The organism is Paenibacillus sp. FSL R7-0333 (assembly GCF_038000365.1).
Lineage (GTDB): Bacteria > Bacillota > Bacilli > Paenibacillales > Paenibacillaceae > Paenibacillus_AQ > Paenibacillus_AQ silagei.
In genome coordinates, this window is the sequence record NZ_JBBOBZ010000001.1 from 6,543,671 (window position 1) to 6,564,857 (window position 21,187).

16 protein-coding genes, 1 tRNA gene and 2 rRNA genes are annotated in these 21,187 nt (G+C 52.9%); 1 reads left to right on the plus strand and 18 read right to left on the minus strand.

Features of this window, described 5'->3' with window-relative positions; all coding sequences use genetic code 11:
- Window positions 1-2: 2 nt before the first annotated feature.
- The 7 genes from MKY86_RS27945 to MKY86_RS27975 form a co-directional block, all read right to left on the minus strand.
- A complete protein-coding gene (locus MKY86_RS27945; protein WP_036721873.1) occupies window positions 3-440 on the minus strand; it encodes a Mini-ribonuclease 3 in 438 nt (145 codons plus the stop codon).
- Window positions 437-1,843 (minus strand): cysteine--tRNA ligase, encoded by a 1,407-nt coding sequence (gene cysS, locus MKY86_RS27950; RefSeq protein WP_076081730.1) that lies wholly within the window; start codon window positions 1,841-1,843, stop codon window positions 437-439. The genes MKY86_RS27945 and cysS overlap by 4 nt, the downstream gene beginning before the upstream one ends.
- A 51-nt stretch (window positions 1,844-1,894) precedes the next feature.
- A complete protein-coding gene (gene cysE / locus MKY86_RS27955; protein ID WP_076081729.1) occupies window positions 1,895-2,587 on the minus strand; it encodes a serine O-acetyltransferase in 693 nt (230 codons plus the stop codon).
- 435 nt (window positions 2,588-3,022) lie between these two features.
- Window positions 3,023-4,486: a glutamate--tRNA ligase gene (gene gltX / locus MKY86_RS27960; RefSeq protein WP_036721880.1), complete on the minus strand. Its 1,464-nt coding sequence runs from the start codon at window positions 4,484-4,486 to the stop codon at window positions 3,023-3,025.
- A gap of 58 nt (window positions 4,487-4,544) precedes the next feature.
- On the minus strand, window positions 4,545-5,033 hold the full coding sequence (gene ispF, locus MKY86_RS27965; protein WP_076081728.1) for a 2-C-methyl-D-erythritol 2,4-cyclodiphosphate synthase: 489 nt from the start codon (window positions 5,031-5,033) through the stop codon (window positions 4,545-4,547).
- Window positions 5,030-5,728, minus strand: a complete 699-nt coding sequence (gene ispD, locus MKY86_RS27970) for a 2-C-methyl-D-erythritol 4-phosphate cytidylyltransferase (RefSeq protein ID WP_076081727.1) — start codon at window positions 5,726-5,728, stop codon at window positions 5,030-5,032. The genes ispF and ispD overlap by 4 nt, the downstream gene beginning before the upstream one ends.
- Window positions 5,729-5,828: 100 nt before the next feature.
- Complete coding sequence (locus MKY86_RS27975) at window positions 5,829-6,917, minus strand: PIN/TRAM domain-containing protein (RefSeq protein ID WP_076081726.1); 1,089 nt, start codon at window positions 6,915-6,917, stop codon at window positions 5,829-5,831.
- A 209-nt stretch (window positions 6,918-7,126) separates the two neighbouring features.
- Between MKY86_RS27975 and MKY86_RS27980 the strand changes: the two genes are divergently transcribed.
- Window positions 7,127-7,522, plus strand: a complete 396-nt coding sequence (locus MKY86_RS27980) for a hypothetical protein (protein WP_036692322.1) — start codon at window positions 7,127-7,129, stop codon at window positions 7,520-7,522.
- 170 nt (window positions 7,523-7,692) lie between these two features.
- Here MKY86_RS27980 and pssA read toward each other — a convergent pair whose 3' ends face one another.
- The 11 genes from pssA to MKY86_RS28035 form a co-directional block, all read right to left on the minus strand.
- The gene (pssA, locus tag MKY86_RS27985) at window positions 7,693-8,430 is read right to left on the minus strand and encodes a CDP-diacylglycerol--serine O-phosphatidyltransferase (protein ID WP_076081725.1); all 738 of its coding nucleotides are present in this window, start codon (window positions 8,428-8,430) and stop codon (window positions 7,693-7,695) included.
- A 64-nt stretch (window positions 8,431-8,494) separates the two neighbouring features.
- Entirely contained in the window at window positions 8,495-9,571 is a 1,077-nt protein-coding gene (gene disA, locus MKY86_RS27990) for a DNA integrity scanning diadenylate cyclase DisA (RefSeq protein WP_036721893.1), read from the minus strand.
- Between the two features lie 13 nt (window positions 9,572-9,584).
- Window positions 9,585-10,952 carry a DNA repair protein RadA gene (gene radA, locus MKY86_RS27995; RefSeq protein WP_036692317.1) on the minus strand — a complete coding sequence of 456 codons (1,368 nt, stop codon included), beginning with the start codon at window positions 10,950-10,952 and terminating at the stop codon, window positions 9,585-9,587.
- A 204-nt stretch (window positions 10,953-11,156) separates the two neighbouring features.
- Entirely contained in the window at window positions 11,157-13,625 is a 2,469-nt protein-coding gene (gene clpC, locus MKY86_RS28000; protein WP_076081724.1) for an ATP-dependent protease ATP-binding subunit ClpC, read from the minus strand.
- Between the two features lie 37 nt (window positions 13,626-13,662).
- Window positions 13,663-14,727 (minus strand): protein arginine kinase, encoded by a 1,065-nt coding sequence (locus tag MKY86_RS28005; protein ID WP_036721897.1) that lies wholly within the window; start codon window positions 14,725-14,727, stop codon window positions 13,663-13,665.
- Between the two features lie 29 nt (window positions 14,728-14,756).
- Window positions 14,757-15,278 (minus strand): UvrB/UvrC motif-containing protein, encoded by a 522-nt coding sequence (locus MKY86_RS28010; protein ID WP_076081723.1) that lies wholly within the window; start codon window positions 15,276-15,278, stop codon window positions 14,757-14,759.
- Between the two features lie 30 nt (window positions 15,279-15,308).
- Entirely contained in the window at window positions 15,309-15,770 is a 462-nt protein-coding gene (locus MKY86_RS28015) for a CtsR family transcriptional regulator (RefSeq protein WP_036721901.1), read from the minus strand.
- 362 nt (window positions 15,771-16,132) lie between these two features.
- A complete protein-coding gene (locus MKY86_RS28020) occupies window positions 16,133-17,305 on the minus strand; it encodes a GNAT family N-acetyltransferase (RefSeq protein WP_076081759.1) in 1,173 nt (390 codons plus the stop codon).
- A gap of 434 nt (window positions 17,306-17,739) precedes the next feature.
- Window positions 17,740-17,856: ribosomal RNA gene (gene rrf / locus MKY86_RS28025) — 5S ribosomal RNA — on the minus strand.
- Window positions 17,857-18,001: 145 nt separating this feature from the next.
- Window positions 18,002-20,927: ribosomal RNA gene (locus tag MKY86_RS28030) — 23S ribosomal RNA — on the minus strand.
- Window positions 20,928-21,094: 167 nt separating this feature from the next.
- Window positions 21,095-21,170: transfer RNA gene (locus MKY86_RS28035), tRNA-Ala, on the minus strand.
- Window positions 21,171-21,187: the final 17 nt, after the last annotated feature.

Genomic DNA, 21,187 nt, shown 5'->3' on the forward strand with positions numbered 1-21,187 from the left:
ACTCACTTGGGGCGGTGCATCATATATTCGATACTGCTGTGAACAAGCTCCTGGATTCTCGCTTGCTGTCCTGTGTAATATAAATAGCCGATCATGCATTCAAAAGCAGTGGCGTGGCGGTATTCCAGCACATCCGCATTTTTGGGAATGCTGCCGGATTTGGCATTGCGCCCCCGTCTGACCACATCCTTCTCATCCTCGGTGAGCACTGGGTCCAGATAAGCAAGAATGTTGCTCTGAGCTCTGGCGGAGACCAGTCCGGTCGCCGACCGGTGCAGATGCTGGGGGCGCAAATTAGGCAGCGAGATCAGATACTGCCGGACTGCAACTTCGTAGATAGCGTCACCTGCATAAGCAAGAACGATTGGAGGCAGCAGATGGGCCGGCTTAGAGGGTTCATACGGGAACCAGGCGCGGTTCAGATCAAACAGCCCGTTCATTTGCGCCGCCACCGCATTCCCTGTGGAGTATCTTCCAGCAGAATTCCCAGCGCATTCAGCTCATCGCGGATTTCATCCGACCGGCTCCAGTTCTTGTTCTTGCGCGCCTCCACACGCTCTGCAATCAGGCGTTCCACCTCTTCACTTGCCACTTCTTCCTCAGCCTCTACCGTGAGGCGAAGCACCGCATTCATCTCGGCAAAAGCCTTCAGCAGCGCGGCGAAGTCAGCCGGATTCGCCTCAGGATCAGCAAGCGTAAGGTTCGCCAGGCTCACCCAGTCGAACACCGCCGTGATAGCGTCCGGTGTATTGAAATCATCCTGCATCCGCGCATGGAAGCTGCTAAGGATAGCGGCCAGCCGCTCCGTAACCTGCGGACTTGCTTCACCCTTTGTCCCCTCCGCCGCCAGTTCAAGGCGATGCTTCACATTGCCTTGAGCCAGAGCGATCCGCTCTACGCTTTTCTCAGCAGACAGCAGTGCTTCCTCGGTGAAGTTCAGCGGATTGCGGTAATGGCTGGATAGCATGAAGTAACGGATAGCACCCTGCTTGAAGCGCGCGCGGATATCCTTCACGAGGAGGCCATTCCCCAGCGACTTTGACATTTTCTCGTCACCGATATTCAGAAAAGCATTATGCATCCAGTAATTCGACAGCGGTTCACCCGTCAGCGCTTCGGTCTGGGCACATTCGCATTCATGATGCGGGAATTTCAAATCCTCTCCGCCGCCGTGAATGTCGATCGTTGTACCCAAATATTCACGCACCATCGCCGAGCATTCAATATGCCAGCCTGGACGGCCCTCTCCCCATGGACTGGACCAGTGCACTTCGCCCGGCTTGGCTGCCTTCCAGAGTACGAAATCCTCCTGGTTCTCCTTGCGCGAATCCACCTCGACACGGATCCCGAAGCGCAGCTCCTCCAGATTCTGACGGGACAGCTTGCCGTAATTGGCAAATTTGCCGGTACGGTAATACACATCTCCGCCGTTCTCATACGCGTAGCCTTTGTCTTCAAGCTCCTTAATGAACTCGATAATCGTGTCCATGCTCTCCGTAACGCGCGGATTCATCGTCGCCGGCTTCACGCCCAGCCCGGCCAGATCCTCCTGGTAGGCGGCAATGAACATTTCGGCAACCTCGGCTACGGTGATGTTCAGCTCCTCCGCCTTGCGGATCATTTTATCATCCACATCGGTGAAATTTGTCAGATAGCGGACCTCATTTCCAAGCGTCTCCAGGTAGTTGCGCACCATGTCAAAAACAATGACCGGTCTTGCATTCCCGATATGCATATAGCCGTAGACCGTGGGTCCGCAGACGTACATCTTCACCTTATCCGGCTCCTGCGGTACAAATTCTTCCTTCGTGCGCGTCATTGTGTTGTAAATGTGCAAAGCCATTCTTGTCCCAACCCTTTCTATTGTCCCCGGATTTCTGAAATGCCGGTACGCTTAAATTTCATAATCGCCGATATATTGCTGGCTTTCGAGCCGCCGCTGTTCCTTCTTCTGCTTATCTTCAGCACCCATCTGTTCTCTTAGCTCCTCGATCTCCTTCTGCAGGAATTTGAGGGAATCTACCAGCGGGTCAGGCATCTTGGTATGATCCAGCCGGTCTGATACTCGTTCGCCGTTACGCTTAACCACACGCCCGGGATTGCCTACTACCGTGCTGTTGTTAGGCACTTCACGCAACACGACTGCGTTAGAGCCGATATTAGAATTATCGCCGATCCGGAAGGAACCCAGTACTTTGGCACCAGAGCCGATGACTACATTGTTGCCGACGGTAGGGTGCCGCTTGCCTTTCTCTTTGCCGGTCCCCCCGAGTGTAACTCCCTGATAGATAATAACATCATCGCCAATCTCACAGGTCTCACCAATGACAATACCCATTCCGTGGTCAATAAACAACCGGCTACCGATGACCGCGCCCGGATGGATCTCCACTCCCGTCATGAACCGGCTGATCTGAGAGACCATGCGTGCCAGGGTAAACCAACGGCGTTTGTAAAAAGAGTGGGCCATCCGGTGTGCCCAGATCGCATGAAGCCCGGCGTAGGTGAAGACGACCTCGAACCTGCTGCGGGCAGCGGGATCATTGTCGAATACTGCCCGAATGTCCGACTTGATATGCTTAAACATCGCGGTTCCCCTCTTCTTTGGATGCTATATTTCAAGTTACATTCTTATATTTCAACAAAAAACGCCCCTGCAGCATGATAGCTGCAGAGACGTTTAACCGCGGTCCCACTCTGCTTGAACATTCGTATATGCCAGAGCTGTTAAACTTCGCAGCCGCTGTATCCGGTGTTCCTCTTGGTGTCAGTAACGGCGACAGCCCGGCACAGTCTACAGCCCCGCACAAGGACATTCAACCACGCAGCTCACAGGTGCATCTTCAGCGGCAGACAAATGAATAACTCCCAGCCTGCAAGGGCGTTTGCCCTTAAGCGGTTATTCTCTCTGGTAATTGCCCTTATACGCCTACTTTTCCTGATCCCAGCTATTCTTATATTCTTCTATCTTAGCGAAAAGCCGCAGAACTGACAAGGGTCTTCTCCCCTTGCATGTCCCTGCTTAAGCGCCTTTGATTTGTGATTTCAGGCGTTCGATCACCCGGCTGCGGCCAAGCAGCGCAATCGTTGCATTCAAGTCGCGGCCATGCATCTGTCCGGTAAGAGCGACACGAATCGGCATAAACAGCGCTTTGCCTTTGTGACCAGTCTCCTTCTGCACTTCCTTGATTAGAACAGCCATATGCGGGGCGCTGAAATCTTCGGCAGCCTCCACTTTGGCCAGAAATGCGGACAGCACTTCAGGAACCTGAGCTTCGGCAAGCACCCCTGCCGCTTCGGTCTCCAGCTCCAGGTGGCTGCGGAAGAACAGCTCGGAGAGGGCGACAATATCCGACGCGGCTGTCATTTGCTCCTGGTACAGTGCAACCAGGCTCTCCGCCCAGCTCTGCTGCTCCTCACTGAGTACCTCAGGCAGACGGCCCGCCTTCTGCAAATGAGGAATGGCAAGTGCCGCGATCCGCTTAGGATCGGCATGCTTGATATAGTGATTGTTCAAATGCGCCAGCTTGTTCGTATCGAACACTGCCGGGCTCTTCGACAGGCGGTCCGCCGTAAAGATCGAGATCAGCTCTTCCTTGGTGAAGATCTCCTCTTCGCCCTCAGGCGACCAGCCCAGCAGGGTGATGAAGTTGAATAGAGCTTCCGGCAGGTAGCCCAGCTGATCGTACTGTTCAATAAACTGAATGATCGATTCATTCCGTTTGCTCAGCTTCTTATGGTCATCGCCGACAATCAGCGTCATATGTCCGAAGAGCGGAGCTTCCCAGCCCAGTGCCTCATAAATCATGAGCTGGCGCGGGGTATTGGAGATATGATCTTCTCCGCGCAGCACATGGGAGATAGCCATCAGATGGTCGTCCACCGCTACGGCGAAGTTATAGGTCGGAATACCGTCCTTCTTCACGATGACGAAGTCACCCATTTCTTTGCTGTTGAACGAAATGCTGCCTTTTACGATATCATTGAAGGTATAAGTGCGGTCTTCCGGAACAAGGAAACGGATGCTGGCTACGCGTCCCTCTGCCTCAAAGGCCAGGCGCTGCTCCTCGGTCAGATTACGGTGTTTGCCGGAATAACGAGGGGTTTCGCCGCGTGCCGTCTGCTCCTCGCGTTCAGCCTCCAGCTCTTCCTCTGTGCAATAACAACGGTAAGCCAGACCGCGGTCCAGCAGATCCTGCCAGTAGACACGGTACAGATCCAGACGTTCCGTCTGGCGGTAAGGCCCGTATTCGCCGCCTACATCCACGCTTTCATCCCAATCAATTCCCAGCCACTTCAAATACTTCAGCTGGCTCTCTTCACCTTCTGCAATGTTGCGCTTAAGATCCGTATCTTCGATCCGGATAATGAATTTGCCGCCCAGATTGCGGGCGAACAGATAGTTAAACAAGGCTGTTCTGGCATTTCCGATATGTAAATGTCCCGTAGGGCTCGGTGCGTAACGCACCCGAACTTGATCCGCCATGGGTTTCCCTCCGCTTCATATTGGTTGAAATCAGGCCTTTACTTGCGCTAAAGCCATCTCACGATGATATCACATCTTGCAGCAGACAGACAATAGATTGAGCGGCAATTCCCTCTCCGCGCCCCGCGAAGCCCAGCTGCTCAGTCGTTGTTGCTTTTACATTCACCTTCGATACGTCAGCGTTCAGCGTGCGGGCAATAATCTCCGTCATCTGCGGAATATAAGGTGCCATCTTCGGTTGTTGCGCGATGATGGTTGAATCGATATTCCCCAGCCGGTATCCGCGCTCACGTGCAAGTGCCCATACCTGCTCCAGCAGCTTCAGGCTGTCTGCATCCTTGAAGGCCGGATCGGTATCGGGAAAATGTCTGCCGATATCCCCAAGGCCCAGTGCTCCCAGTATAGCGTCGCTTACAGCATGCAGCAGCACATCCGCATCGGAATGCCCCAGCAGCCCCTTCTCATAAGGAATCGTTACTCCGCCTATAATACACGGCCTTCCCTCGACCAGCTGGTGTACGTCAAATCCTTGTCCTACAGCAATCATCTGTGTTCCTCTCCCCTGCTTCTTACTGTGAATTCAGCGAAATCCAAGTCCTCCGGCGTCGTGATCTTAATATTCATGTAGCTTCCTTCTACAACTGACACGGTAATGCCGCTGCGTTCCGCCAGACTGGAATCATCTGTCCCGAGAAAACCGTCCCGCTCTGCCTCCTCATAGGCGGACAGCAGATCGGACAAACGAAAAGTCTGCGGGGTCTGAATCGCCCACAGACTTCGCCGATCCGGCGTTGACAGCACCTTGCCTTCACTGTCGACCTGCTTGATCGTATCCTTAACCGGTACCGCAAGCACCGACGCTCCGGCTGACTGCGCCCGCTCGTAGCAAGCTTCTATCTCGCTGTCCTGTACGAACGGCCTTACCCCGTCATGGACCATGACCCAATGGGTCTTAAGTTCATCCAGTCCGCGGCGTACCGAATGCTGGCGCTCCGTTCCCCCGGGAATGACCGCAGCCACTTTATCCAGCTTGAAGGCTTGTACCCATTGCTTACAGCGCTGCACATCCTCTTCCCCGGTGACAAGCACAATCTCGGAGATCAGCTTATGCCGCTGGAATACCTCCAGGGTATGCACGATAATTGGCTTGCCCTGCAGCAGCAAATATTGCTTGCTCTCTGCCGTTCCCATCCGGGTTCCTCTGCCTGCCGCTACGATAACGACGCCAACACTGTTTGACATGCTTTCGGCTCCTGTCTTTCTTTCACGTATACTCCCATCATAACGTGTTTGGCTGGCATTTCCAAGCCCGAAAGGGTGCTGCCGGAGAGGTGGGCTGAACTTATTGTGCTTTTTCCAGAAGCTTCGGTTTGGCAAAAATCATCCGTCCTGCCGATGTCTGCAGTACGCTCGTCACCAGAACCTCCATCGTAGTGCCGATATAATCCCGGCCGCCCTCCACCACAATCATCGTGCCATCGTCCAGATAGGCTACGCCTTGTCCATGTTCTTTGCCGTCCTTAATCACCTGAACAATGATCTCTTCGCCCGGCAGAACCACTGGCTTCACCGCATTCGCCAAGTCATTAATATTCAGCACCGACACTCCCTGCAGCTCGCATACCTTGTTCAGGTTAAAATCGTTGGTGACGACCTTGCCGTGCAGTACTTTCGCCAGCTTCACCAGCTTGCTGTCCACTTCTGAGATCTCCTCGAAATCCCCTTCATAGATCAGCACCTTAACGTCCAGCTCTTTCTGAATCTTATTCAGAATATCAAGCCCTCTGCGTCCGCGGTTACGCTTCAGCAGATCCGATGAATCCGCAATATGCTGTAGCTCCTCCAGCACGAACTCAGGAATAACAATTGTGCCTTCGATGAAGCCCGTTTTACAGATATCAGCAATTCTCCCGTCAATAATCACGCTGGTATCAAGGATTTTATGCTCCTGAGTTCCACGCTCCTCCGGTTCCGCAGAGCGTGCCCAGCGTCCGGTATTCCAGAGCGAAGCCAGCTCCTCCTTCTTCTCCAGCCCGATCCGCAGGCCCATATAGCCCAGAGCAAGCGTGGCAGCTACCTGCAGCAGCTCCCCTGCTTTGCCCAGCCAGGACATAGCGGGATACAGCAGCAAAGACAGCAGCAGACCTCCCGTAAGCCCTGCTGCGCCTGCAGCAAGCTCATTCATCGGGATACGCGAGCAATACGCAACCGCCTCCCGCAGCTTTGAACTTGCCCATTCCGCGCATAAAGTCCCCGCAATCAGAAAAATAATGGCACCCAGCACCGCAAACAAAATGCTTCCTTCCATAGGCAAGCTATCCTCCAGTTTCCCAAGGCCTACCGGGAACCCTCTTTCTGCCGCGTGATATAGCGAATAACCGGACCAGGCTCCACAACACCCGGCAAGTATCATAACAGACTTTTTCCACATAACCTCGCACCTCCTTTTATTCATCCATCAATCCTCTATACCTCACCAGTATGTTCCAATTTTTAGGACAATAATCCGGGGGGCGCGTTATTTTTTCTGCAAGCCCCGAATTTCGCCGGCTCTGTTGCCGTAAACTGCTATTCCTGGTTGAAAATGTGGGAGGCCCTGGCATATAATGAATTCAATTCGAACCCAGGGGTGAATGGAAAATGAGCGCACCAAGTTTACAGGCCTTCCAGGATCAAGTCTCCGAACTGCTGCTCCGTCACCGTAGTCTTCTGGATGTAATGTCCAAGAACGGACAGAGCAGTGCTTCCGTCAACCGGGCTGTCGTCAAAGCCATTACCGAATGCGGCTGCATTCAGCTGCATGCCACCAAGCAGGTCTTCGAGCCCACTCTAGGCCTTGAGCAAGCCAAGGAGCTTGCCGGAACCCATCTGGCAGGGGAGCTGTGTGAGAACTGCCGGGAGGTCATTGGCTCCGAGCTGGGCCGCGAGCTGTTCTATATGTCTGCACTCTGCAATTTGCTTGCTATCAATATGGACGAGGTTGTCGCCAAGGAATCGCAGAAATGCGCAACACTCGGGTTGTTCAACTTGTCCTGAGCAGACCGTCCGCGCTCTCCTTCATCCATTCCGCCAGCTCAGGGGGAACCGTATTCCGTATACTTCCCTCCCCGCAGGCAGCAAAAAGGCATTGCACTCTCCTGATATTCAGGAAAGGCAATGCCTTTTGTATATAGCGGTCTATGAATGAAATAAGTTCTGAAGAAGGGCTAACCGTTCTTGGAATGATATACCTTATCCTCCGCGCGTCTTCTGCGGCGGCGTTGCCGGCGGACCTTAAACAGTCCTAAGCTCTGTCTGAAGCCGTACAATGCATACAGCGCCAGCAGTCCAAAGATCAGCTTGGCAATCTGTTCAGGGAAGACCACCGCAACAGCTACAGCGATTACAATAACTACAGGTGCGCCTATAACCGCTTTTTTGGGAAAACCAATCTTCTTGAAGTTGGGATACTTCACTGTGCTGACCATCAGATACGACAGCAGCAGGGTAGCCACAATCATGAATGGTGCGGATACATCCTTATGGAAAAGTGCAAGCGTGGCCAGAACCCCGCCCGCAGCAGGAATCGGCAATCCTACGAAATATCCCGGAATCCCCGGGCGGACATTGAACCGGGCCAGACGTAAGGCTCCGAATACAGGGAAGATCGCTGTGACGGTCCATCCCAGTGCAGGATTCAGCTCCTGCAGACTTGTTAAATACATAATCAGCGCCGGTGCGACTCCAAACGAAACTACATCGGATAGAGAATCCAGCTCCTTGCCGAATTCACTCTCACATTTCAGCGCACGGGCCATCCGGCCATCCAGCCCATCGAGCAGCATCGCGATAATCACCATGATAGCGGCCATGCTCAGCTTGCCGTCAAACGCCATCATGATACCAAACATTCCAAGCATCAGATTACCAATCGTAAAAAGACTTGGAATTGATTTTTGTATCATTTCTTCACCTCAATTTTCCTACTTGTACTGCATGGGACTGCAACATTACGTGATTGTATGGTATTTACATTTGTCTGTCAATAAGAACTTGTTTCTGGAGCCGCTTCAGCCCGTCCTGAATATTGCGTGCGCGGACCTCGCCAATACCGTCCACTTCATCAAGCTCAGCTATGCTTGCCTTCATCAGGTTAGGCAGCATTTCGAAGCGTTCCACCAAATTGTGGATGATTACATTCGGCAGCCGTGGAATCTTGTTCAGCAGGCGGTAACCACGCGGAGTTACAGCTTCTTCGGAGGAAATGGCTGTTGAGGAATAGCCCAGCAGGCGGGCAATATGGTTGTCATCCATCAGTTCATCATCGCTGCTGCGCTTCAGCCCGGCAATGATCTCACGGATCTTCTCCTCCTGCTCTTCTCTGGCATAGTCTCTGTACAGCAGCCATGCTTCTTCCTCTGTATTTCCAACCAATTCTTCCATCTGCATACTGATCAGCCGGCCTTCATTGCCAAGCTCGTTGATGTAACGCTTAATTTCCATTTTGATTCTCAGCACCATCTCCACGCGCTGGATCACACCGACGACCTCGGCCACCGTCACAATCCCCTCATATTCAGAAGCGGATAGGTTGGTCAGCCCTTGTGTCAGAACGGCTCTGTACTTCTCCAGGGTCTGGATCGCCTGGTTGGCTTTGGCCAGAATCGAACCGATTTCCTTGAGTGCGTAACGGATGGAGCCCTGATACAGCGTAATAATATTACGGCGCTGGGAAATGGAAACGACCAGCTTGCCGGTCTGCTTCGCTACCCGTTCTGCCGTCCGGTGCCGGATTCCTGTCTCGATCGAAGAGATGGAGGAATCGGGGATCAGCTGCGTATTGGCGTACAGAATCCGCTTCAGATCCTCGCTCAGAATAATCGCTCCGTCCATTTTGGCCAGCTCGTATAAATAGTTTGGTGAAAAATCGCAGTTAATGGAGAAGCCGCCATCGACAACCTCCATGACCTCCGGACTATATCCGACAACAATCAGTGCCCCGGTCTTCGCGCGAAGCACATTCTCCAGCCCTTCCCGGAAGGGTGTTCCGGGTGCAGCCATTCTAAGCAGATCATTCATATTATCTGATGGATTATATTCTTTCATGTCCCTGTGCCCCCTAATCTAACGCGACCGCTAGTGCCTGTGCTACTGTGCTGACGCCTATAATCTGGATATCCTGCGGATGCTTCCAGCCCTTCAGACTCTTCTCGGGCATAATAACCCGCCGGAAGCCAAGCTTGGCCGCCTCTTTCACCCGCATCTCTGCGCGTGATACCCCTCTCACCTCACCGGTAAGCCCTACCTCCCCGAAAAACACATCATACGGCTTGGTCGGAAAATCACGGAAGCTGGAGGCAATGCTGATAGCGACAGCCAAATCCACCGCCGGCTCATCCAGCTTCACCCCTCCCGCAACGTTGAGGTAAGCGTCCTGATTCTGCAGGAACATGCCCATCCGCTTCTCCAGCACAGCAATGATCAGCGCCATCCGTTGATGATCCATACCTGTGCACATTCTGCGGGGCGAAGGGAAATGTGTCGAAGCAACCAGCGCCTGCAATTCAACAAGAACGGGTCTTGTGCCCTCCATGCTGGCTACCACCGCTGACCCGGCCACTCCGAGCGGACGCTCAGACAGGAACAGCTCCGACGGGTTCTCCACCTCGGTCAACCCGATTTCCCCCATTTCAAAGATCCCGATCTCATTGGTGGAGCCGAAGCGGTTCTTCACTGCCCGCAGCAGACGGTACGTATGATGGCGCTCCCCTTCAAAATAAAGGACACAATCCACCATATGCTCCAGCATACGCGGGCCGGCAATAGCGCCTTCCTTCGTTACATGACCAACAAGCACTGTGGCGATCCCCCGGATCTTGGCGATCCGCATGAATCTTGTCGTACATTCCCGCACCTGTGCTACACTGCCCGGCGCACTGGTTACCTCCGGCATAAATACAGTCTGGATCGAGTCAATGACCAGAAACTGAGGCTGAATCTGCTCAATCGCTTCCTCAATGCTCTCCATGTTCGTCTCACATAGAACGTACAGCTCCGCAGACAGCGCTCCGAGGCGGTCGGCCCGCAGCTTGGTCTGCCGCACAGATTCTTCCCCCGAAATATACAGCACGCGCAGCCCTTGTGTAGTCAAGGCATGCGAGGTCTGCAGCAGCAGTGTGGATTTCCCGATTCCGGGGTCGCCTCCGACCAGCACCAGCGAGCCGGGAACGATCCCGCCGCCAAGCACGCGGTTAAGCTCACCGATGCCCGTCAGAATACGGGGCTCCTTGTCACTTTCTATATTTATGATCGATTGCGCCTTTTCTTTACTCTGAAAAATAGGTGCATTCATGCCTTGTGTTTTGACTACGCTTTCCGTTTCCTCTACCATCGAGTTCCATTCCTGGCAGCCCGGGCACTTCCCGAACCACTTCGGTGATTCGTAGCCGCACTCGGTACAGAAAAATTTTGTTTTAGGTTTAGCCATGTGCACTCCTTACCGTCCGAACTTGCTAAAATTGCGGATATTTTACTCTTATTCAAAGTTTACCATTTCTGCACACTGAACGGAAGGACACTTAAGATCTAGTTTTCATTTGCGTCTTCTTTTAGGCATGTTAGGGTATAAACAAATAAAGCTCCCGCCCCTCTATACGGAGGAACGGGAGCATTGTTTCATTTTCCGGAACAATTATTCAGTTTCGACTGTTTTCTCCAGGGAGACCTCGGCCGGTGCTTCAACGGTGGTTACGACCAGTTCGCCGTTCACCTCATCAATGTTCAGGGAATCCCCCTTCTTGATGTTGCCCTTGAGCAGCTCTTCAGAGAGGCGGTCTTCGATATGCTTCTGAATCGCCCGGCGGAGCGGACGGGCACCGAAGGCCGGATCATAGCCCTCTTTGGCCAGGAATGCTTTGGCGCCGTCAGTGAGCAGGAAATCTACATCGTACTCACGCAGACGCTTGCGCAGCTCCTCGGACATCAGAGTCACGATCTCTGCGATATGCTTCTCATCCAGCGAGTGGAAGACAATGATCTCATCGATCCGGTTCAGGAACTCAGGCCGGAAGCTCTTCTTCAGCTCTTCCATAACCTTGCCCTTCATGTTGCTGTAATCCGCGCCTGCATCCTGTACTGCGGTGAATCCAAGCGTCGAATTCTTCTTGATCGCCTGTGCCCCTACGTTCGAGGTCAGGATGATCAGGGTATTGCGGAAATCGACCACGCGGCCCTTGGAATCGGTCAGACGGCCGTCTTCCAGTACCTGCAGCAGAATGTTGAACACTTCAGGGTGGGCCTTCTCAATCTCATCCAGCAGTACAACCGAGTAAGGCTTGCGGCGCACCTTCTCTGTCAATTGTCCGCCTTCTTCATACCCTACATACCCTGGAGGCGCTCCGACCAGCCGGGAGGTGGAATGCTTCTCCATATACTCCGACATGTCGATGCGGATTACCGCATTCTCGTCACCGAACATCGCTTCGGCAAGCGCCCGCGCCAGCTCGGTCTTACCAACCCCGGTAGGTCCGAGGAAGATGAAGGAGCCCATCGGACGTTTCGGGTCCTTCAGACCCGCACGCGCCCGGCGGAGTGCCCGGCTGACCGCCTTAACGGCTTCGTCCTGGCCAATTACACGTTCATGCAGCAGGGCTTCCATATTCAGCAGGCGGTCTGTCTCTTCTTCCTTCAGCTTGCTGACCGGAATGCCGGTCCAGCTGGCCACCACCTGTGCGATATCCTCAGGTGTAACCTGGGAATCGGTGCGGCCCTGCTTTTCTTTCCACTGGTTCTTCGTAGTGTCCAGCTCTTCACGAATCTTCTGCTCGGTATCGCGAAGTGCAGCAGCCTTCTCGAACTCCTGGCTTTGTACTGCGGAATCCTTCTCCTTGCGGATATCATCCAGACGCATTTCCAGTTCCTTCAGATTCGGCGGGATGGTGTAAGAATTCAGTCTTACCTTAGAGCCTGCTTCATCAATCAGGTCAATGGCCTTGTCTGGCAGGAACCGGTCAGGAATGTAGCGGTCAGACAGCTTAACTGCTTCCACAATGGCTTCATCTGTAATCTTCACCCGGTGATGGGCTTCGTACCGGTCACGAAGACCGAACAGAATCTGTACAGCTTCCTCAGGGGAAGGCTGATCCACTGTGATCGGCTGGAAGCGGCGCTCCAGCGCGGCGTCCTTCTCAATATATTTGCGGTATTCATCAAGTGTTGTGGCACCGATGCATTGCAGCTCACCACGGGCGAGGGCAGGCTTCAGGATGTTGGAGGCATCAATCGCGCCTTCCGCACCACCCGCTCCGATCAGCGTATGAAGCTCATCAATGAACAGCACGATGTTGCCCGCCTGGCGAATCTCATCCATGATTTTTTTGAGGCGGTCTTCGAATTCACCGCGGTATTTCGTACCAGCCACTACAGAACCCATATCGAGGGTCATGACACGTTTGTCGCGCAGCGTCTCCGGAATTTCATTGTTGATGATCTTTTGGGCCAGACCTTCGGCAATCGCCGTTTTACCAACCCCAGGTTCACCGATCAGCACCGGATTATTCTTGGTCCGGCGGCTCAGCACCTGAATGACACGCTCAATTTCCTTGCTGCGGCCGATCACAGGGTCGAGGTTACCGTCCTTGGCATAGGCCGTCAGATCGCGGGCCAGGCCGTCCAGTGTTGGCGTGCTGACGTTAGCCGGAGCTCCGCTGTGGCTGGAGGTGGCTTCACTGCTGCCCAGGAGCTGCAATACCTGCTGGCGGGCCTTGTTCAGGCTAATGCCGAGATTGTTCAGCACACGGGCTGCTACGCCCTCTCCCTCGCGGATCAGACCGAGCAGGATATGCTCTGTTCCCACATACGTGTGACCCAGCTTGCGGGCCTCGTCCATGGACAGCTCGATCACCTTCTTGGCACGAGGAGTATAAGCGATGTTGGTCGGTTGTTCCTGACCTCTGCCAATCAGTGTTTCCACTTCATCCTGTATCTTCTCCAGACCCAGACCAAGTCCGATCAATGCCTTAGCGGCAATGCCGTCTCCTTCACGAATCAGTCCGAGTAAAATATGCTCTGTCCCAATGTTGTTGTGTCCCAAACGTACGGCTTCTTCCTGCGCCAGCGCCAGCACCTTTTGTGCGCGTTCCGTAAATCTTCCAAACATCATATCTCCTGCACCTCCACGGATAATAAATATCTATAATTTAATGTTGTGATCCCAGTGTCTCCCGGAGCAGCTTCGCCCGGTACATATCGCGTTCAGTAGGCGACAGCTCGTCACCGAACAGCTTTTGCAGAAAGCCCGGCTGAGTCTTGACATTCAGCTCATTGAGCACTGAAATCGAAGGCCCTTCCAGAATCCCCAGATCTACACCAAGCCGCAGATCGGAGAGCCGCTGTGCCGATTCTTTCAGTTCCATCACAGCAGCATAGGCCAGAATTCCGTAGGAGCGCTTGATACGGTCCGTAATCCGCAGAGCGGAATCGACCAGCAGGCGTTCGCGGGCGTTGCGTTCATGCTCTATAATCTGGGTGACTACGCTGTGAAGATTCTCAATAATCTCATTTTCGGTCTGTCCAAGCGTAATCTGGTTGGAGATCTGAAAGATATTCCCTACTGCTTCGCTGCCTTCACCATAAATTCCTCTAACGGTAAGCCCCACCTGATTAACTGCGGACAAAATGCGGTTGATCTGATGCGTCATCACCAAGGCCGGCAGATGCACCATAACCGAGGCTCTCAGCCCTGTTCCCACATTGGTGGGACAGCTTGTTAAGTAGCCTCTGCGGTCATCGAAGGCGTAATTGACAGCAGCCTCGAAAATATCATCGATGGCGGTTGCCCTTACCCAGGCTTCTCTGACCTGCAGCCCCGGGAACAGGCATTGAATCCTGAGATGATCCTCCTCATTGATCATAATGCTGACCGACTCGTCCTCATTAAGAATGACTGCCCCGCCCTTGGAATCATCCGCCAGGTTAGGACTGATGAGGTGCTTTTCCACCAGTACCTTTTTGTCCAGCTCACCCAGCTCATCCAGTCTCAACAGCTCGAAGCTGCCGAAGTCGGCCGAAGCTTCACCCTGAAATACGGGGGCAAGCTGCTCCAGCACCTCCTCCGACTGCTCTCTTGAAGCGAGCAGCGGGAACGGAAGATGCTCCAGATTACGGGCGATCCGCATACGGCTGCTGATGACAATCTCGGAATGGCTGCCGCCGCAGCGCATCCAGTCACTCAGTGCTTGTTCGGTAAACCGGAGACTTGACATGCCCGGATCCCTCCTATATATCAAAGACTTTACTCTTGTGGCATTTCTTTTTCAAGCTTGCGGATTCTGTCCCTCAGCTCAGCTGCGGTCTCGAACTCCTCCTGCACGATACTCTGCTGCAATTCCTGCTTCAGCTCATCAATCTGGCGCTTGCACATGATCTGTGCGCCCGCCCGCTTGGGCAGCTTGCCGACATGCGCTGTACTGCCATGCACCCGTCTGAAGAGCGGGTCGAGCGTACTGTCGAAATACTTATAGCAAGAGCTGCAGCCGAACCGTCCCAGCTTGCTGAACTGTGAATAGGTCATGCCGCAGTTTTCACAATGCAGACCCTGCACATTCTGTGCTGCTGTCTTGCTCTTGCCTGCGCCTTCCAGATCCAGAAGACCGGAAAGCAAGCTGTGGATAGAGAAGCCTCCCGCAGTTCCGGGAATCAGTTCACCCTTCTCCCGCGCACAGCTTTCGCAGATATGAAATTCCGTCTTCTCCCCGTTCACAATCTTCGTGAAGTGGAGTGTAGCCGGTTTGACGCCGCATTCCTGGCATAGCATGAGCGGTGTCCCTCCTTACCATTTGACAAATTATTTGCCCAATAAAGAGATTAGCATAGCCTTCATAAGCTTGGCACGAATCTCATCCCGGTACGGCAGATTAACCGTCAGGCATTCCCGGGAAACCGCAGACCGCATCAGACACGCTTCACGTTTGGAGAGGAAACGGGCCTCCTCCAGCTGATAAATCAGCCCTTCGGCAGAATTCTGATCAATATCATTCCCTATCGTGGAGTTCAGATGTGCGTATAAGGCCACATTCTGAGGCAGCTCATAGCGCTGAATCCGGATATATCCGCCGCCGCCGCGTTTACTCTCCACCACATATCCCTTTTCCAATGTGAACCGTGTGCTGATGACATAATTGATCTGTGACGGGACACAGGAGAACTGGTCCGCCAGATCATTGCGCTGAATTTCCACCGTACCTTCGGGACTTTCATGCAAAATATTCTTCAGATATTGTTCAATAATATCGGAGATATTACGCATCACTCATCCTCCAGTGTATAAGCATTGGTTAAATCTGTGCTGCGCCAACGCCTGCCGTCAGAGACATGCTCTTAAGAACTTAACCCGGGCAATGTAATAAGAATCGGCGGCAATAGCCTCTGCACTGCGCTTTTTCTCTAAATGTTACATTCCTGAGAACGATGATATCCGGCCTGCGTTGACTTTGACTTTCTTTGACTTTTTCATATTATAACATATTCTCGCTGAATGCCAAGAGGTTACTCTTATTTTTTACGTTTTGGCTGTATTGTATTCCGGTTGCCTGCTTCGTTCACTGAATGGAGGCGTTATGTATAGGACAGCTCCTCCCTTTCCAAGGGAAGAGGAAGAGCCGTTCTCTGTCAGAAAAAATCGAATAATGCCGTCTCGGCCTGCGGAATCAGCGCTTCAAGCCAAGCTGTCGCCTCAGCAGTCCCGGATAATTGTCCGTACTTTGCCGCCTGAAGCGGGCGCTTGTATCCCATCAGCAGCACAGTAAGCGTGCCGATACTGCATTCCAGGTCAGCCTCTGACCGCTCGCCCTGAATCCGGGTGAACGTCGCTGCCCCTTGCTCCGACACAGTCCACTGCCATAACCCGTTGTTCCATGATGCATGCTTATCTTCAATATAAAGCACCCGCTCCCGGTCACCCTCCGGCACATTGAAGATCATGTTCTCCACAAAAGCCTTAGCATTGACGATACGCGCCATGAAGTATGGATAATTCTCCTGCGCAATCCGCGGATCGGGAAGCAGGAAGGGCAGAATGTCGTCAGCCGGCACCAGCTTCAGCTGTGCAGCCGTAATCATGGAGTCGTGATTGGCCAGGAATGTCCACAAGCCCTGGCGGGCAAGCTCGTTCCCATAGATAAACTCATCTATGACCAGCTCCTGCTGCACTATTTTATACAGCACATAGCCCTCCGGTTCACCCTGCTCTGAATAAAACACACAGGAATGCGTAGCATCATCAAGCACACTTTCCTTCCACCAGGTCTCAGTGCGCTGGAGAGTCCCGTTATACCTCATGGCGAATTGGTCGTACAACTGCTGGAATACTGCAAGATCCGGGATATCGCGCTTCACGCTGCCCTTATTCTCCGTCTTGTGCGGGAACTTCCCTACCGGAAGGGTGTATTTCTTATACTCACAGTAGATCTCCCAGCCGAATTTACGGTAAAAGGGAATCAGGAACGGATGCAAAAAGGACAATGTCTGACCGGCTTCATTCATCGTCTCGAGCGCATGGGTCAGCAGATGGGCTACATAACCCTGCCGGCGGTTCTCCGGCCAAGTGGCTACACCGGCGATGCCCCCCATAGAAATGGGCTTGCCTTGTATATATACCTGTAGCGGAAGAAGCGTCAGCTTCGCACCGATGCTGTCTCCTTCAAAAATCCCCCAGGTTTGTTCCGGTTTGAAGCTCTCCTTGGCGCGTACTCTGTCTTCTGCAGAAACCTTATACTTAAAAGCATATTCGGACAAGCTTAGGCTGTCCTCAAATTCTCCGGCACGTAATTGCCTGATTTTCATGCTGTTCCCCCCGTTACATTCCATAAATTAGCTCCAGATATTTGCTTAATAGAGAGTATAACAAGCCAAGCCGCCGGATGCTAATAAAGGCTGGCCACCAGTTGCAAAAAGAATAGTTATCCACAGCTTTTGCACAGCAAAGCAAAAAACCGGAAAGAGTTTCTTTCCGGCTGAAATGAGTTATCCCCGATTACATTTTATCTATCCACAATATTCACTTTTTATCCACAAAATCGGTGTATTACTTATGTTTTCGCTTGACTCATCCACAATATTGTGCGTGATTCCCCCATGATCCGGGGATCATTCTGTTCCTGTAAAGGTATCCACATGTGCGCAACTTTTCTGTACTTACTGAAATCTATCCACAGCTTTTCCACAGCCCTGCCCGCACGCAAAAAAACCACTGTCGATTGCTCAACAATGGCTCATGTGCTTGGCAACGTCCTACTCTCCCAGGACCCTTCGGTCCAAGTACCATCGGCGCTGGAGGGCTTAACGGTCGTGTTCGGGATGGGTACGTGTGGAACCCCTCCGCTATCGCCACCAAACGGGCATTTACAGCGTAAATGCTTCAGGAATTTGATTCCTGAAAACTGAATCCGAAACGAATCTGCGTCTGCCCTTCTTACGGGGCCCCCGGAAAGTACTCGGAATCCGCTTCGTCAGCTTCATCTTCACTTTTTGGGGTAGTCTTTGGATAAGCCCTCGACCGATTAGTATTGGTCAGCTCCATGCATTGCTGCACTTCCACCTCCAACCTATCTACCTCGTCGTCTTCAAGGGGTCTTACATACTGGGAAATCTCATCTTGAGGGGGGCTTCACGCTTAGATGCTTTCAGCGCTTATCCCGTCCGTACGTAGCTACTCAGCCATGCTCCTGGCGGAACAACTGATGCACCAGCGGTACGTCCATCCCGGTCCTCTCGTACTAAGGACAGCTCCTCTCAAATTTCCTGCGCCCACGACAGATAGGGACCGAACTGTCTCACGACGTTCTGAACCCAGCTCGCGTACCGCTTTAATGGGCGAACAGCCCAACCCTTGGGACCTACTTCAGCCCCAGGATGCGATGAGCCGACATCGAGGTGCCAAACCTCCCCGTCGATGTGGACTCTTGGGGGAGATAAGCCTGTTATCCCCAGGGTAGCTTTTATCCGTTGAGCGATGGCCCTTCCATGCGGTACCACCGGATCACTAAGTCCGACTTTCGTCCCTGCTCGACTTGTAGGTCTCGCAGTCAAGCTCCCTTATGCCTTTGCACTCTGCGAATGATTTCCAACCATTCTGAGGGAACCTTTGAACGCCTCCGTTACTCTTTAGGAGGCGACCGCCCCAGTCAAACTGCCCGCCTGACACGGTCCCCGTACCCGCTAAGGGCACTAGGTTAGAACCTAGATACGATCAGGGTGGTATCCCAACGGCGCCTCCGCAGAAGCTTGCGCTCCTGCCTCCACGGCTCCCACCTATCCTGTACAGATCGTACCCAAATTCAATATCAAGCTGCAGTAAAGCTCCATGGGGTCTTTCCGTCTTGTCGCGGGTAACCTGCATCTTCACAGGTATTAAAATTTCACCGGATCTCTCGTTGAGACAGCGCCCAAGTCGTTACGCCATTCGTGCGGGTCAGAATTTACCTGACAAGGAATTTCGCTACCTTAGGACCGTTATAGTTACGGCCGCCGTTTACTGGGGCTTCGGTTCACAGCTTCGGATTGCTCCTAACCGCTCCCCTTAACCTTCCAGCACCGGGCAGGCGTCAGCCCGTATACTTCGCCTTACGGCTTCGCACAGACCTGTGTTTTTGCTAAACAGTCGCTTGGGCCTTTTCACTGCGGCCCCCTCGGGCTATTCACCCTACCGAGGCACCCCTTCTCCCGAAGTTACGGGGTCATTTTGCCGAGTTCCTTAACGAGAGTTCTTCCGCGCGCCTTAGAATTCTCTTCTCGCCTACCTGTGTCGGTTTGCGGTACGGGCACCTTCTCCTGGCTAGAGGCTTTTCTTGGCAGTGTGAGATCATGACCTTCGCTACTGTAATTTTCGCTCCCCATCACAGCCCAGCCTTACGATGTGCGGATTTGCCTACACACCAGCCTCACTGCTTAGACGGACATCCATCAGTCCGCGTCACTACCCTCCTGCGTCACCCCATCGCTCATAGCGGATTACGGTGGTACAGTAATTTCAAACTGTTGTCCTTCGACTACGCCTGTCGGCCTCGCCTTAGGTCCCGACTTACCCTGAGCGGACGAGCCTTCCTCAGGAAACCTTGGGCTTTCGGCGGATCAGATTCTCACTGATCTTTTCGTTACTCATACCGGCATTCTCACTTGTATGCTGTCCAGCGCTCCTTACGGTACACCTTCAACCTACATACAACGCTCCCCTACCCCAGATACAAAGTATCTAGCCATAGCTTCGGTGGTGTGTTTAGCCCCGTTACATTTTCGGCGCAGAGTCACTCGACCAGTGAGCTATTACGCACTCTTTCAATGGTGGCTGCTTCTAAGCCAACATCCTGGTTGTCTGTGCAACTCCACATCCTTTCCCACTTAACACACACTTGGGGACCTTAGCTGATGGTCTGGGCTGTTTCCCTTTTGACAATGGATCTTAGCACTCACTGTCTGACTCCCGGCAAGAAGTAAATGGCATTCGGAGTTTGACTGAGCTTGGTAACCCTTGCGGGCCCCGCACCCAATCAGTGCTCTACCTCCACCACTCCATTCACCGAGGCTAGCCCTAAAGCTATTTCGGGGAGAACCAGCTATCTCCGAGTTCGATTGGAATTTCTCCGCTACCCCCACCTCATCCCCGCATTTTTCAACATGCGTGGGTTCGGGCCTCCAGTGCGTGTTACCGCACCTTCACCCTGGACAGGGGTAGATCACACGGTTTCGGGTCTACGTCCACATACTTAGTCGCCCTATTCAGACTCGCTTTCGCTGCGGCTCCGGCTTCTCACCTTAACCTTGCATGTTAAACGTAACTCGCCGGTTCATTCTACAAAAGGCACGCCATCACCCATAAAGAGGGCTCTGACTTTTTGTAAGCACACGGTTTCAGGTTCTATTTCACTCCCCTTCCGGGGTGCTTTTCACCTTTCCCTCACGGTACTGTTTCACTATCGGTCGCCAGGTAGTATTTAGCCTTAGCAGATGGTCCTGCTGGATTCATACGGGGTTTCACGTGCCCCGCACTACTCGGGATCCGTCTCGGAGAGAACACAGTTTAGGCTACAGGGCTTTTACCTCTATCGCGGGCCTTTCCAGACCTCTTCACCTACCATATTCCTTTGTAACTCCATGTGAGACGTCCCACAACCCCAAGAGGCAAGCCCCTTGGTTTAGGCTGTTCCGCGTTCGCTCGCCGCTACTGACGGAATCACTATTGTTTTCTCTTCCTCAGGGTACTTAGATGTTTCAGTTCCCCTGGTCTGCCTCTACATTTCCTATGTATTCAGAAATGAGTAACTGCGAATTACCACAGCTGGGTTTCCCCATTCGGACACCCCCGGATCAAAGCTTGCTTACAGCTCCCCGAGGCAGTTTCGTTGTTCGCCACGTCCTTCGTCGGCTCCTGGCGCCTAGGCATCCTCCGTGTGCTCTTAGTAGCTTAACCAATGCGTTTTCCCTAAGGAAAATCGCTAGTATCGCCATTAATATGAAACTTGTTTACACAAGTTCAGCTTAAAGGAATGTTCTAAAACGCAAATTCGTTTCGGTATCCAGTTTTCAAGGATCAAGTTGTATATAGTATTTCAGACATAACAAATAGATGAAGTTTGTTGGTGGAGCCAAGCGGGATCGAACCGCTGACCTCCTGCTTGCAAGGCAGGCGCTCTCCCAGCTGAGCTATGGCCCCGCAAATTCCATCAAAAC

Coding starts and splice junctions, on each gene's coding strand:
- cysE (WP_076081729.1), bottom strand. CDS start 2,587: ATGTTTAAGCATATCAAGTCGGACATTCGGGCAGTATTCGACAATGAT.
- ispF (WP_076081728.1), bottom strand. CDS start 5,033: ATGATTGCTGTAGGACAAGGATTTGACGTACACCAGCTGGTCGAGGGA.
- MKY86_RS27945 (WP_036721873.1), bottom strand. CDS start 440: ATGAACGGGCTGTTTGATCTGAACCGCGCCTGGTTCCCGTATGAACCC.
- MKY86_RS28005 (WP_036721897.1), bottom strand. CDS start 14,727: ATGTCAAGTCTCCGGTTTACCGAACAAGCACTGAGTGACTGGATGCGC.
- ispD (WP_076081727.1), bottom strand. CDS start 5,728: ATGTCAAACAGTGTTGGCGTCGTTATCGTAGCGGCAGGCAGAGGAACC.
- pssA (WP_076081725.1), bottom strand. CDS start 8,430: ATGATACAAAAATCAATTCCAAGTCTTTTTACGATTGGTAATCTGATG.
- cysS (WP_076081730.1), bottom strand. CDS start 1,843: ATGGCTTTGCACATTTACAACACAATGACGCGCACGAAGGAAGAATTT.
- MKY86_RS27975 (WP_076081726.1), bottom strand. CDS start 6,917: ATGTGGAAAAAGTCTGTTATGATACTTGCCGGGTGTTGTGGAGCCTGG.
- clpC (WP_076081724.1), bottom strand. CDS start 13,625: ATGATGTTTGGAAGATTTACGGAACGCGCACAAAAGGTGCTGGCGCTG.
- disA (WP_036721893.1), bottom strand. CDS start 9,571: ATGAAAGAATATAATCCATCAGATAATATGAATGATCTGCTTAGAATG.
- MKY86_RS28020 (WP_076081759.1), bottom strand. CDS start 17,305: ATGAAAATCAGGCAATTACGTGCCGGAGAATTTGAGGACAGCCTAAGC.
- MKY86_RS28010 (WP_076081723.1), bottom strand. CDS start 15,278: ATGCTATGCCAGGAATGCGGCGTCAAACCGGCTACACTCCACTTCACG.
- MKY86_RS27980 (WP_036692322.1), top strand. CDS start 7,127: ATGAGCGCACCAAGTTTACAGGCCTTCCAGGATCAAGTCTCCGAACTG.
- radA (WP_036692317.1), bottom strand. CDS start 10,952: ATGGCTAAACCTAAAACAAAATTTTTCTGTACCGAGTGCGGCTACGAA.
- MKY86_RS28015 (WP_036721901.1), bottom strand. CDS start 15,770: ATGCGTAATATCTCCGATATTATTGAACAATATCTGAAGAATATTTTG.
- gltX (WP_036721880.1), bottom strand. CDS start 4,486: ATGGCGGATCAAGTTCGGGTGCGTTACGCACCGAGCCCTACGGGACAT.